This window comes from Streptomyces sp. NPDC044063, from assembly GCF_056434285.1.
In genome coordinates this window covers 12,231-24,771 of the sequence record NZ_JBWKFM010000010.1, presented here as the reverse complement: position 1 = coordinate 24,771, position 12,541 = coordinate 12,231, and the positions used below count along the sequence as shown (strand labels likewise).

The 12,541-nt window shown below is 73.4% G+C and carries 14 protein-coding genes; 10 read left to right on the top strand and 4 right to left on the bottom strand.

All coding sequences use genetic code 11. From position 1 onward, the window contains the following. Positions 1 to 20: 20 nt before the first annotated feature. Entirely contained in the window at positions 21 to 497 is a 477-nt protein-coding gene (locus AC07BS_RS14800) for a hypothetical protein (RefSeq protein ID WP_478639587.1), read from the bottom strand. A gap of 202 nt (positions 498 to 699) precedes the next feature. Between AC07BS_RS14800 and AC07BS_RS14795 the strand changes: the two genes are divergently transcribed. From AC07BS_RS14795 to AC07BS_RS14765, 7 genes are all read left to right on the top strand, one after another. Beyond that, complete coding sequence (locus AC07BS_RS14795; RefSeq protein WP_478639589.1) at positions 700 to 1,071, top strand: DurN family substrate-assisted peptide maturase; 372 nt, start codon at positions 700 to 702, stop codon at positions 1,069 to 1,071. Positions 1,072 to 1,115: 44 nt separating this feature from the next. Beyond that, positions 1,116 to 1,346 carry a cinnamycin family lantibiotic gene (locus AC07BS_RS14790; protein ID WP_478639590.1) on the top strand — a complete coding sequence of 77 codons (231 nt, stop codon included), beginning with the start codon at positions 1,116 to 1,118 and terminating at the stop codon, positions 1,344 to 1,346. Positions 1,347 to 1,483: 137 nt separating this feature from the next. Continuing rightward, positions 1,484 to 4,765: a type 2 lanthipeptide synthetase LanM family protein gene (locus AC07BS_RS14785; RefSeq protein WP_478639593.1), complete on the top strand. Its 3,282-nt coding sequence runs from the start codon at positions 1,484 to 1,486 to the stop codon at positions 4,763 to 4,765. 14 nt (positions 4,766 to 4,779) lie between these two features. Continuing rightward, positions 4,780 to 5,697 carry a Nif11-like leader peptide family natural product precursor gene (locus tag AC07BS_RS14780; RefSeq protein WP_478932389.1) on the top strand — a complete coding sequence of 306 codons (918 nt, stop codon included), beginning with the start codon at positions 4,780 to 4,782 and terminating at the stop codon, positions 5,695 to 5,697. Positions 5,698 to 5,705: 8 nt separating this feature from the next. Further along, on the top strand, positions 5,706 to 6,683 hold the full coding sequence (locus AC07BS_RS14775; protein ID WP_478639596.1) for an ABC transporter ATP-binding protein: 978 nt from the start codon (positions 5,706 to 5,708) through the stop codon (positions 6,681 to 6,683). Then, entirely contained in the window at positions 6,680 to 7,558 is an 879-nt protein-coding gene (locus AC07BS_RS14770; RefSeq protein WP_478639599.1) for an ABC transporter permease, read from the top strand. The genes AC07BS_RS14775 and AC07BS_RS14770 overlap by 4 nt, the downstream gene beginning before the upstream one ends. A 63-nt stretch (positions 7,559 to 7,621) precedes the next feature. After that, on the top strand, positions 7,622 to 8,641 hold the full coding sequence (locus AC07BS_RS14765) for a CinY protein (protein WP_478932387.1): 1,020 nt from the start codon (positions 7,622 to 7,624) through the stop codon (positions 8,639 to 8,641). 65 nt (positions 8,642 to 8,706) lie between these two features. On the opposite strand, the gene AC07BS_RS14760 is transcribed toward AC07BS_RS14765, so the two are convergent. Next, positions 8,707 to 9,333, bottom strand: coding sequence for a YigZ family protein (locus tag AC07BS_RS14760; RefSeq protein WP_478639601.1), 627 nt, complete (start codon positions 9,331 to 9,333; stop codon positions 8,707 to 8,709). A 64-nt stretch (positions 9,334 to 9,397) separates the two neighbouring features. Here AC07BS_RS14760 and AC07BS_RS14755 point away from each other — a divergent pair, with 64 nt between their 5' ends. Beyond that, entirely contained in the window at positions 9,398 to 9,805 is a 408-nt protein-coding gene (locus AC07BS_RS14755) for a CoA-binding protein (RefSeq protein ID WP_478639604.1), read from the top strand. Between the two features lie 86 nt (positions 9,806 to 9,891). Continuing rightward, positions 9,892 to 10,389 carry a GNAT family N-acetyltransferase gene (locus AC07BS_RS14750; RefSeq protein ID WP_478639605.1) on the top strand — a complete coding sequence of 166 codons (498 nt, stop codon included), beginning with the start codon at positions 9,892 to 9,894 and terminating at the stop codon, positions 10,387 to 10,389. A 21-nt stretch (positions 10,390 to 10,410) separates the two neighbouring features. Here the strand turns inward: AC07BS_RS14750 and AC07BS_RS14745 are convergent, their stop codons facing one another. Beyond that, positions 10,411 to 10,983 carry a helix-turn-helix domain-containing protein gene (locus AC07BS_RS14745; protein ID WP_478639607.1) on the bottom strand — a complete coding sequence of 191 codons (573 nt, stop codon included), beginning with the start codon at positions 10,981 to 10,983 and terminating at the stop codon, positions 10,411 to 10,413. A gap of 107 nt (positions 10,984 to 11,090) precedes the next feature. On the opposite strand from AC07BS_RS14745, the gene AC07BS_RS14740 reads away from it, so the two are divergent. Next, positions 11,091 to 11,957 carry an EamA family transporter gene (locus AC07BS_RS14740; protein WP_478932384.1) on the top strand — a complete coding sequence of 289 codons (867 nt, stop codon included), beginning with the start codon at positions 11,091 to 11,093 and terminating at the stop codon, positions 11,955 to 11,957. 49 nt (positions 11,958 to 12,006) lie between these two features. On the opposite strand, the gene AC07BS_RS14735 is transcribed toward AC07BS_RS14740, so the two are convergent. Next, a complete protein-coding gene (locus tag AC07BS_RS14735) occupies positions 12,007 to 12,537 on the bottom strand; it encodes a gamma carbonic anhydrase family protein (protein WP_478639611.1) in 531 nt (176 codons plus the stop codon). Positions 12,538 to 12,541 lie beyond the last annotated feature (4 nt).

The following is a 12,541-nucleotide window of genomic DNA, read 5'->3' as shown; positions in this document are numbered from 1 at the left end:
GACGGGACGGCGGGGCCCCGTCACCGCGGGGCGGACCGCTCCAGCAGCGCCCTGACGGCGGCGGGGTCGCACAGCATCGCGGAGGCGTGGGGCGCCGGCAGCAGCCAGTGGACGCCCGCCGGTCCCCGCCACGTGGGCATGGGAACGGCCACGTAGTTGGGGTAGCTGTGGGCGCCGACGCACTCGGCGTCGCGGCGCGTCCAGCCCAGCGCGGTGCCGGCCGGCACCAGCAGGCTGTACCGCGCGGGACACGGCGAGGCGATGACCGAACTGACGATCCCCGACGAGCGGAAGCGCTCCCGCGCCGCGCACTCGCCCGGCGCGCGGGCGCCCACGAGGGCCGCCGGCACGTGCACGACGTCGAAGTGCTCGCCGACCCGGATGCCGGCCGTGTTCCCCCACTGCCACATCTCGCGGGCCCGCCACGGGCTCACTTCCCGGCAGAGCAGCCAGCGGGCCTCCCTGCCGTACAGCCCTGCGTGTGCGACGGGGGTCATCCGGTGGCCCCCGACGCCTCTGGAGTGGACACGATGCCTCCGAACGACGAAGCGTACCGGCCAGCGTAGGCCCCCGCGACCGCGCGCGGGAGAGGTGACGCGCACGCGCCGGAATCCCTGGTGAAAGCGGAGTGAAACCGATGTGCAAGCGGCCCTCCGTAACGTCGTGGGCACCGGGAGCCGAAAGGGATGGGGACGGACCGTGGAGAGTGCCAAGGAACCGACGATCTACCAGGACGTGGACGTCATACGCCGCATTCAGGAGCTCGTGGTCCTGTGCTCGCTGCTGCCGCCCGACGGCAGGCTGCGTGAGGTGCTGGAGCTCGCTCTGGCGCTGCACGAGGAGCCGGCACTCGCCCGGATCACTCCCCTCACCAACCTCCACCCCTTCGCGACGAAGGCTTGGCTCGAGAACCTGTGGCTCGGGGAAGGCGTCTCGGACGCGGAGAAGGAGCTGGTCGCCTGGCAGAACGAGAGCGACAACATGGGTCCGGCCATGCGCGAACTGACCGATGCCGAACGGCAGATGGGCATCGCGCTGACCGCCCGGTTGATCGCTCGGCAGGAGCCCTGACACCAGCCGGTGCCAGGACGTTCACCTCTTCACCGGAGGAAGCCATGACCGCAATTCTTCAGCAGTCCGTCGTGGACGCCGAGTTCCGCGCCGCCCTCCTCGAGGACCCCGCCGCGTTCGGTGTGTCGGCGTCCCTGCCCACCCCCGTGGAGGCGCAGGACCAGGCGTCGCTCGACTTCTGGACCAAGGACATCGCGGCCACCGAGGCCTTCGCCTGCCGGCAGAGCTGCAGCTTCGGTCCGCTGACGTTCGTGTGCGACGGCAACACCAAGTAAGGCGCGCGGCGCGCTAGGGCGCGCCGGCAGAGCACATGAGCAGGGCACTCACAGGCGCGGTGGTCCGGCCCTTCGCCGGCCCACCGCGCCGCGCCGCGCGGCCCTCTCTTCGCCACGAACCGCAGGAGACACGCCACATGGACCACGCGTATCCGCTGGACATCGCAGTACGGGCGGCCAACCTCACCGAGCGGCTGCGCACCGTGGAGGCGGCCGGCGCGCGCGACGCCGGTACGACCGGACTGGACGCGTTCGACCGCTGGAAGATCGACAAGCTCGCCGGGAAGCTGGCCGACAAGTTCCTCCAGGAGTCGCTCCACCGCTCGCTCCCGCCCCGGCACACCAAGGACGAGCTCGTCGCCGTCCTCACCACGTACCGCCGCCTCGAGCAGGGCCTGGGCGAGGCGGCCCCGGAGCTGCGGGAGTTCATCGCCCACCTGCACGAGGCCTGGTTGCCCACGTATCGGCGCGCCCTCGACGCCTTCGCGCGGGGCGACGGGGACGCCGGCGGCGGCCCGGCCCCCGCCTGGCGCGCGCCCGACGCCTACGACGGCCGTCTGGCCAGGGCGTGCGAGCCCTTCCTGCGCCTGCTGGGGCACGACCTCGACGCCGTACGGACCACGCTCGTGGCCGGCGGCGCCCGTCTGTCCCCCGGTCTCGTCGAGGACGTGCAGACCCATCTCCTCGACCGCTTCGAGCTGAGCCTGGCCTGGGCCGTGGAGGCCGAGGCCAACGTGCACTGCGCCCGGGAGGGGATCGACAAGGACACGGCGACCGCCGAGGACTACCTCGCCTTCCTCGGCACGACGTTCGCCGACGCCACCGCCCACCACGCCTTCCACCTCCGGTTCCCGGTGCTCGGCCGCTGGCTGGCGCACGTCACCGCGCTGCTCACCGCCTTCGGCCGGGACATCCTCGAAAACCTCGCCGCCGACGCGGACGCCCTCGGACGCGAGTTCTTCGGGCAGCCCGTGGCGGAGTTCCGCTCCCTGCGGCTGGGCGATTCGGACGCCCACGCGGGGGCCCGTACCGTCGTCCGGGTCGAGGTGGTGCTCGCCGACGGCTCCACCGGCGCGTTCTTCCTCAAGCCGCGCAGCGTCCGCTCCGAGGCGGCCGTGCAGACCGTGCTCGCGCGCCTGGCGGAGGACGGCGTCGTCCCGTTCGCCACCCGGCCCGTGCTGCCCCGGGACGGCTACGGCTACGAGGCGCTGATCCCGGCCGGGCGCAACCGCGTCGCCACGCCGGAGGACGTGACGCGCGTCTACGAGGAACTCGGCGGCTACCTCGCGCTGTTCTACGTGCTCGGCGGCAGCGACCTCCACTTCGAGAACGTTCTCGTAGCCGACGGGCACGCGTTCGTCTGCGACAGCGAGACGGTGCTCGGCGTCCACCCGCGCGGCCGGGACGAGTCCCAGGGCACCCTGCTGGACTCGGTGTTCAAGACCGGCCTGCTGGAGTGGCCGCGTGCCGAACCGCCCGACGGCGAGGACGGCGGGATGCGCGTCAGCGGCTACGGCGGCGGGGAGGGGTACGAGATCCCCATGCCGGTGGCCCGGCGCACGAGCCGGGAGATCGGCTTCGGCTCCTCCGTCGTGCACCGCACCGGCGTCCGCGTCGAGGCCGTCACCACCAACCGCGTCTACCTCGGCGACGAGCTCGTCCGGCCCGAGGACCAGGCCCCGGCGATCCAGGCCGGCTTCGAGCGCGTCTACGCGTGGTTCGCCAAGGACCCGGAGGCGTCGGCCGACTTCCTGATGGAGACGTTCAGCGGGATCACGGCCCGGTTCATCAACTGGGGCACCCAGATCTACGCCCAGCTGCTGAGCGCCGCCCGCCACCCCCGCTGCCTCAGCGAACCCCTCGAGGTCGACCTCCTCGCGAACACCGTCCGCACCTTCCCGCGCACCTGGGACGCCGAGGGCGTGCTCGCCGAGCGCGAGGTCGCGGACCTGTGGCAGCTGGACGTCCCGCTGTTCACGGCGGGCGCGCACGCCCGTACCCTCGTCCACGCGCACACCCGGCCGCTGCGCTCGCCGCTGCGGATCTCGCCGATCGAGCACGCGGCCGAGCGGATCCGGATGCTGTCCCCGCGCAACCTCGAACAGCAGAGCCAGTACATCGCCGCCGGGCTGACCTCGGGCGAGATCAGCAGCCCCTCCTTCGTGGCGACCTCCCTCGACTACGCCGCCCGGACCGGCGACCGGCTGTGCGCCGAGCTCCGGCCCGCCGGCGAGGCCGCGCCCTGGACCTCGTACGAGCTGGCCGGCGGACAGCTGACCGAGGTCGGCATCGAGGCCGACCTCTACCAGGGATCCGCCGGCGTCGCGCTCTTCCTGGCCTACCTCGACCACCTCGTGCCCCGCCCCGAGTACCGGCGGGCCGCCCGCCGGGCCCTGGAGCACACCCTCGCCCACTGGGACCGCGACCGCCTGGGCGCGTACGCGGGCGTCGGCGGCGTCGTCTACCTCCTCACCCACCTCCACCGGCTGTGGGGCGAGCCGGAGCTGCTGGAGGAGGCCCTACGACTGAGCGACGAGGTGCCCGGGCGCATCGAGGCCGACCGCCGGTTCGACGTGCTCCACGGTGCCGCGGGGCTCATCCCCGTCCTGCTCGGGCTGGCCGCGGAGACCGGGGGCCACGGCGTCGGCCACGCGCTGGGCTGCGCCGAGCACCTGCTGCGGCACGCCGAGGACGACGGCGAGACCCTGAGCTGGCCGCCCACCGACCCGGAGGAGACGTACGGCAACCTCACCGGCTTCTCGCACGGCGCCGGCGGCATCGGCTGGGCGCTCGTCCTGCTCGGCGCGCGCACCGGGCGCGAGGACCTCGTCGCCGCGGGACGCAAGGCGTTCGCCTACGAGTCGCGGCACTTCGACGGCGCCGAGAAGGACTGGTACGACCTGCGGAGGAACAATGGCTCGGCCGTCCCGGGGGCCCGGCACTTCTCCAACGCCTGGTGCAACGGCGCCGCCGGCATCGGGCTGGCCCGGATCAGCAGCTGGGCGGAGCTCGGCGGCACGGACGAGGAGCTGATCCTCCACGCCCGGCAGGCGCTGTCCGCGACCCTGCGCAACTTCCCCCGGCTGAAGAACCACACGCTGTGCCACGGCACCGCCGGCAACTCCGAGCTCTTCCTGCGCTTCGCCCGCCTGGCCGACGAACCCGCCTTCCAGCTGGAGGCGAACGTTCAGGTGCGGGCGCTGTGGCGGAGCTTCGACGACGCGGCCTCGGGCACGGCGGGGAACAGCGCCGGGTTCTTCCCCGGGCTGATGATCGGCATGTCGGGCTTCGGCATGCACTTCCTGCGGCTGGCGGACCCGGACCGCGTCCCGTCCGTCCTCCTCCTCGACCCGCCGCCCGGCCGCGCCCAGCGGCCCGAGCAGCCACGGAACGACCAGCAGCACGCGCACGAGAAGTAGGGAGTCAGACCGTCATGGCGCTCAAGACCTGCGCGGATTTCCTGCGCGACGCCCTCGAACCCGACCGCTTCGGCCCCGAGATGCGGGCGGTCACCGAATTGCCGGAGCTCGTCCGGCTCGGCCGCCGGCACGGCTACGCCTTCACCGCCGAGGAGTTCACCGCCGCCTCCGCGGCCCTCGCCGGCCCCGCCGCCGGGCCGGAGGCGCCCGCCTCCCCGCCGCCGCCCGCCCGCGCCGCCGGGCCCACCACCTTCGCCCACTACGAGTACGCGCTCGACGACCTGCCGGGGTTCGCGCCCGTCGTCGCCGAGCTGCCCCGGCTGAAGGTGATGCCGCCCACGGCCGGCCTGGACGCGTTCGGCGAGCGCTTCCGGGAAGAGGACCTGCGCTCCACCGACCGGTCCCCCGCCGACCCCGCCTACCAGGCCTGGCACCGCCGGCTGGCCGCCGCCGGCTGGCGCGACGCGCCCGGGGCGCCACGCCGCGACTTCCATCTGTTCAACCTCGACGAGCACGTCGACCACGACGCGTACGAGGAGTACTTCGCGGCCAAGACCCGCGTGGTGACCGCCCTGGAGGAGCTCTTCGGCGGGGAGGTCCGCGCCTCGGGCTCGATGTGGTACCCGCCGTCGGCCTACCGCCTCTGGCACACCAACGCCGACCAGCCCGGCTGGCGCATGTACATCGTCGACGTCGACGCGCCGTTCCCGGACCCGGCGCAGACGGGGCGTACGTCGTTTTTCCGCTATCTCCACCCGCGCACCCGGGAGATCGTCACCCTGCCCGAACGGCCGCGCATCGTCCGCTTCTTCAAGGTGGAGCAGGACCCGGACAAGCTGTTCTGGCACTGCATCGTCAACCCCACCGTCCGGCACCGCTGGAGCTTCGGCTACGCGGTCCCGGACCACTGGGCGGACGCCCTCGAGTGCTAGGAGAGACGATGTCCGAGCCCGTGGGCGGCACCGCCCCGGCCGGTCCCCCGCCGGCGATCCGGGCGCGGGGGGTGCGCAAGGCGTACGGGGACGTGGTGGCGGTACGGGGCATCGACCTGACCGTCGAACAGGGCGAGACGTTCGGCTTCCTCGGGCCCAACGGGGCGGGGAAGACCACGACGATCTCGATGCTGACCACCCTGGCGACGCCCACGGCGGGCACGATCGAGATCGCGGGCAACGACACCCGCCGCCACGCCCGGCGGGTCCGCCGCGACCTGGGCCTGGTCTTCCAGGAGACCACCTTGGACCCGGAGCTGACGGCCGTGGAGAACCTCCGCTTCCACGCGGACCTCTACGCCCTGCCGCTCGCAGGGCTCGCGGACCGCATCGACGCCATGCTGGGCCTCGTCGGGCTGCGCGAGCGCGCGACGAGCATGGTGGGCACCTTCTCGGGCGGGATGCGGCGGCGGCTGGAGATCGCCCGCGGTCTGCTCCACCGCCCGCGCCTGCTCTTCCTCGACGAGCCGACCATCGGCCTGGACCCGCAGACCCGGGCCCAGGTGTGGCGGCATCTCGCGGAGGTGCGCGAGCGGGAGGCGACGACCGTCTTCCTCACCACGCACTACCTCGACGAGGCCGAGCAGTGCGACCGCATCGCCATCATCGACGACGGCCGGATCGTCGCCCAGGGCACCCCGGCCGAGCTGAAGTCGGTGATCGGCGCCGACCGGGTCGAGCTGCGCACCGACGACGACGAGGCCGCGGCGGCCTCGCTGCGCGGACGCTTCGGGCTCGACCCGGCACGGACGCCGGGCGGCGGCCTGTCCGTACAGGTCCCGGAGGGCGCCCGGCTGGTCCCGGCGCTCTGCGCGGGCCTGGACGTGGCCGTCTGGGAGGTGACCGTCATCCGCCCCAGCCTCGACGACGTCTTCTTCCACCACACGGGGCGCGGCATCCGGGACGGCTCGGGAGGCGGGTCATGACGCAGACGACGGCCGCCGCGGCACCGGCCGCGGCACCCACCAGGAGCCCCGGCCGGCTGGCCACCGAGTGGCGCGCCGGGCGGATGGTGTGGCGGCGCGAGATGATCCACTTCCTCCGGTCGCGGGCCGGCATCGCGGTCTCGCTCCTCCAGCCACTGCTCTTCCTGTACGTGCTGGGCATCGGGCTGTCGCGGATGTTCAGCGGCGCGGGTTCGGCGGAGGACTACATGATCTTCCTCTTCCCCGGTGTGCTGGTGATGGCCGCCCAGGCCCCGGCGATCTCGGTGGGCGCCTCGATCGTGTACGACCGGCAGAGCGGCTTCCTCCGCGAGATGCTGGTGGCGCCCGTCCGCCGGAGCACGCTGCTGATCGGCAAGTGCCTGGGCGGGGCGACCGTCGCCGCCTGCCAGGGCGCGGTGGTGCTCGCCAGCGCGGGGCTGGTGGGCGTGCCGTACCGCGTCGACCTGTTCGCCGCGCTGCTGGCCGAACTGCTGCTCGCCTCACTGGCGATGACGGTCATCGGCGCGGTGATCGCCGTCCGCGTCCGCAAGATCCAGACGTTCCACACGATGCTGACGGTGCTGACGGGACCGATGGTCTTCCTGTCCGGGCTGATGTTCCCCGTCAGCGCGATGCCGGCCTGGATGGCGTCGCTGACGATCGTCAATCCCCTGACGTACGCGGTGGACGCCATGCGCCGGACCATCACCGCCTTCCACACCACCCCGCCGGCCGGCACCCCGTCCGGCCGTATCTTCGCGCCGGTCGACTGGGCGGGCTGGGAGGTCCCGCTCGGGCTGTCGCTGGGGCTGGTGGTGGCGTTCTCGCTCCTCGCCCTGGTGGTGGCGGCGCGCCGCTTCTCCCGCACGGACTGAGGGGCGAGGGCGCCCCCTCTCCTTCATCTCTTTTTCCCACCCGTCCTGAAGAGGAGTCCTGCCATGCGCATCACCAGACGCCGTCCGCCGCGCCGCTCCGCCCTGATGCTGGGGGCGGCGTCCCTCGCGGCGCCGATGCTGCTCACCGTCCAGGCCGGCCAGGCGCAGGCGTTCGGCACGATCAATTCGCTGGGGCAGCGCGCCGAGCACGAGCGCATCACCCGGGCGGCGCTCGCCTGCGCACCCGGCAAGGCCTCGGACGGCACCTGTTTCGAGCCCCGCTCGGTGGACCAGGTAGCCGGCCACACGGGCACGTTCGGGGCGGTGGGGTCGCCGGACTCCGACGAGATCCTCACCCCGGAGGCGCACTGCGACAACGCCGACTTCCTCACCTCGGCCGGCTACGCACGCACCCGGCAGCAGGCCACCGACCAGCTCGTCGCCTGCGTCACCAAGCTGCAGGGACGTTTCAGCCAGGGGGTGTCCGCCGCCTCGGGCACGCTCAAGGGCGACGGTTCGGTGTCGGCGGGCGACAGCGACCTGTCCACCGACTGCCTGTTCACCGGCGGCGTGCCGGGCCGGGGCAAGTGCAACAGCATCGAGGGCCTGGGCCGGGCGCTCCACGGCGTGCAGGACTTCTACTCGCACAGCAACTGGACCGACAAGGCCGACCCGAACCGGCCCATCGGCGCGGACAACCCGCCCGGCCTGAACATGGCCGCGCCCTCCCCGCTGTTCGCCCTGAAGAACGGCAAGGCGCCCGCTCCCGCCGCGGTCCCCGACCAGCTGAGCACCGGCTGCTTCTCGCTCGTGCCCTTCGGCTGCTCGGGCCGGGTCACCCACTCCACCCTCAACAAGGACACCGGTCTCATCGACCCCGCCTCGGGGACCACCAGCGACCCGACCACCGACCGCGGCCGGTCCGCCGGCAACTTCGACCGCGCGGTCAAGGGCGCGATAGCCGACACCCGCCGCCAGTGGGCCGACTTCCGCGTGGCACTGACCGAGCGCTACGGCCAGGAGCGCGGCACCCGGATGGCCTGCGTCCTGACGCACGACAACCCGGTGCGCGACTGCCGCTGAGGCGCGGCGTGACCGGGCGGTCGGCCCGTGGGGCCGACCGCCCGGTCGTGCTCGCGGCGCGGCGGTCAGGCGTCGCCGTACGCCTCGCCGCCGAGCTCCAGCTCCGCCGCGCCCGCCGTGGCGTCGGCCAGCCAGGAGCGGAAGGCGGGCAGATCGGCCTCGGGCAGACCGACCTCGATGCGCACGGCGGCGCCGTAGGTCACCTCGCGCACCGCGCGGCCGGTGGCCCGCAGGTCGTTCTCCAGCTTGCCGGCCCGCTGGTGGTCGACCGTGACGGTCACCAGCCGGAAGCGCCGCCGGGTCACCGTCTCCAGGGTGTCGAGGGCCTCCCCGACCACACCGCCGTAGGCCCGGATGAGCCCGCCGGCACCGAGTTTGACGCCACCGAAGTACCGGGTGACCACGGCGACGACGTACCGCATCTCACGCCGCACCAGCATCTGCAGCATGGGCACGCCCGCGGTACCGCCCGGCTCCCCGTCGTCGCTGGCCTTCTGGACGGAACCGTCGGCACCCAGGACGTACGCCCAGCAGTGGTGCCGGGCCGTGGGGTGCTCCTTACGGGCACGCGCCACGAAGGCCTGGGCCTCCTCCTCGGTCGCGACGGGTGCGAGGGCACAGATGAAGCGCGACCTGCTGATCTCGATCTCATGCACGCCCTCGCGCGCGACCGTGCGGTATTCGTCCTGCATCCGGCCAGCCTAAATCGTGCGCCGATCACGGGAATGGCCGGGCCGGGTCGCTCGTTGTGGGGGCATGTACGCAGAACCGGGGATCATCCGGAAGATCATCGAGGGGACCGGCGACACGTGGGCCGTGGTCGGTCTGTCGTCCAACGAGCGGCGCGCCGCCTACGGCGTGGCCGAGGTTCTCCAGCGGTACGGCAAGCGCGTCGTGCCCGTGCACCCCAAGGCCGAGACCGTCCACGGCGAGCAGGGCTACGCCTCGCTCTCCGACATTCCCTTCCACGTCGACGTCGTGGACGTCTTCCTGCGGTCCGAGCTGGCGGGCGCCGTCGCCGACGAGGCGGTGGAGATCGGCGCGCAGGCCGTCTGGTTCCAGCTGGGCGTGATCGACGAGGAGGCCTACGACCGCACCCGTGACGCCGGGCTGCTGATGGTCATGGACCGCTGCCCGGCGATCGAGATCCCCCGGCTGAGCTGACCCCGGCCGTACGGGCCGCCCCGGGAGCGGGGGCGGCCCATGGCACCGCCCTGCCGGCCCGTCCCGGGCCGCGCTACCGTCTCTTCATGATCATGACTCGTCCCGCTCACCCCGGGGACGCCGCCGAGATCGTGCGGCTGCGCAGGCTGATGTTCGCCGAGATGGACGGGGCCGACTCCCCCGGCGCGTGGGAACACGACGCCGTACGGATGGCCCGGCGGCAGCTGGCCGCCGAGGGGCCGGGGCTGGGCGCCTTCGTCGTCGACGGGGAGCCGGGCCCGGACGGGCCGCCGTACCTGGCCGCGTGCGCGGTGGGGCGGGTCGAGGAGCGGCTGCCCGCGCCGGGCCATCCCACCGGGCGGTTCGGGTTCGTCTTCACCGTGTGCACCGACCCCCGCGCCCGCGGCCGGGGGCTGGCCCGCGCGACCACCGAGGCGTTGCTGGACTGGTTCGCCGGGCAGGGCGTCACCCGCGTCGACCTCCACGCGACCCCGGACGCCGAGCGGCTCTACCGCGGTCTCGGCTTCGCCGAGCACTCCCTGGCGCTCTCCCTCGACGTGTCGCGGCGGCCCCGCCCCGCCTGACGGCCACCGGGCGGCGGGCCGTCACCGGGCGGGCGGCACCGCCACCACCATCGTCATCTCCACCGGCTCGGTGCCGTCGTTGCGGTAGGTGTGCGCGGTGTTCGCCTCGAACGTCGCGGAGGTGCCGGCGGGCACCTCGTGCTCCTCGCCGTCGACGACGAGCGTGAGCGTGCCGGACCGTACGGTCAGCATCTCGACCGTGCCGGACGGGTGGGGGTCCGACGCGCTGCTGTCGCCGGGGACGATGCGCCAGTCCCACAGCTCCAGCGGGCCGCGGACGTCGGTGCCGACGAGGAGCGAGGTGTGGCTGCCCGCCTCGGTGGACCACATCCGCACCACCTGCTCCCGGGGCACCAGCCGGACGTGGGTGCCCTGCTCGTAGTCGAGGAGTGTGGTGATGCTGACGCCCAGGGCGTCGGCGAGCTTGACCGTGGTGCCGACGCTGGGGTTCGTCCGCGCCTGCTCGATCTGGATGATCATGCCTCGGCTGACGCCCGAGCGGGCGGCCAGGGCGTCGAGGGTGAAGTGGCGCTCCGCGCGCCAGTGCTTGAGGTTGCGGGCGAGCGACTGCGTGAGCTGGTCGAGGTCCGTCACGTCGATCCGATCCGTCCCGTGCAAAATATTATTGATAAGAGTCGAGTATCTTGTACTACGGTGTCGTGGACTCCACCGTTCATCACACTGTACTGCGAGGTCTCCCCATGACACCGGTCTTCGCCCTGGCCACCAGCCTGATGTGGGGGCTGGCCGACTTCGGCGGCGGTCTGCTCACCCGGCGCATGCCCGCTCTGACCGTCGTCCTGGTCTCGCAGCTGCTGGCCGTGGGCGCGCTGGGCGCGATCGTTCTCGGCACCGGGGGCTGGTCCGAGGCCGGCCCCCAGCTCTGGTACGCGGTCGCCGCCGGCGTCGTGGGCCCCGCCGCCATGCTCGCCTTCTACCGCGCACTGGCCCTCGGCCCGATGGGCGTCGTCTCGCCGCTCGGCGCGCTCGGCGGCGTCGCCGTGCCCCTGGGTGTCGGCCTCGTCCTGGGCGAACGGCCCGGTCTGCTCCAGTTCGCGGGCATCGCGGTCGCGGTCGTCGGCGTGGTCCTCGCCAGCGGGCCGGGGCTGGGCGGGGCGCCGGTGCAGCGGCAGACGCTGGTCCTCACGCTGATCGCGGCGTTCGGCTTCGGTTCGGTCATGGCGCTGATAGCCGAGGCCTCGCACAACCTGACCGGGCTGTTCCTCGCACTGTTCGTCCAGCGCGTGTGCAACGTACTCGTCGGCGCCGGCGCGCTCTGGGCGGCCGCCCGCCGGGGCACCCCGGCCCTGCCCGAGGAGGGCTGGAGCGCGGTGCGTTCGGCGCTGCCGGCGCTGGCCTTCGTCGGTCTCGCGGATGTGGCCGCCAACGGCACGTACAGCATCGCCGCCAACAACGGACCGGTGACGGTGGCCGCCGTGCTCGCCTCGCTCTACCCCGTGGTCACCGCGCTGGCCGCGCGCGGCGTGCTGCGCGAGCGGCTGCGTACGGTCCAGGCGGCGGGCGCCGGCCTGGCCCTGGTCGGCACCGTGCTCCTCGCCACGGGCTGAGTCCGGCCACGGGACCGGTCCCGGCCCCGCGCCCGCCGCGGCCTACGCGTCAGCCGTCGAACGCCTCGCGGTGGTCGCGGGCCAGGCCCAGGTACATCTCGGCGTTGAGCCGGATGTGCTCCCGCTCCTCGGGGGTCAGCTGCCGCCGCACCTTGGCGGGCACCCCGGCGACCAGCGAGCCGGGCGGGACCTCCATCCCCTGCGGCACCAGCGCCTGGGCGGCGATCAGCGAACCGGCGCCGATCCGGGCGCCGCTGAGGACCGTCGACCCCATGCCGACCAGGACGTCGTCCCCGACCGTGCAGCCGTGCAGGACGACGTTGTGCCCGACGGTCACGCGCTCGCCGACGGTCACCGGGAAGCCGGGGTCGACGTGGACGGTGCAGTTGTCCTGGATGTTGCTGCCGGCGCCCAGGGTGATCGGCCCGCAGTCGGCGCGCAGCACCGCGTGGTACCAGACGCTCGACCCGGCGGCCAGGGTGACGTCGCCGACCACGACGGCCGTCGGCGCGGTGAAGGCCTCCGGATGGACGTCCGGGTTCTTGCCGCCCACACCCGCGATCAGCGCTCGTTCCGTCATCGCC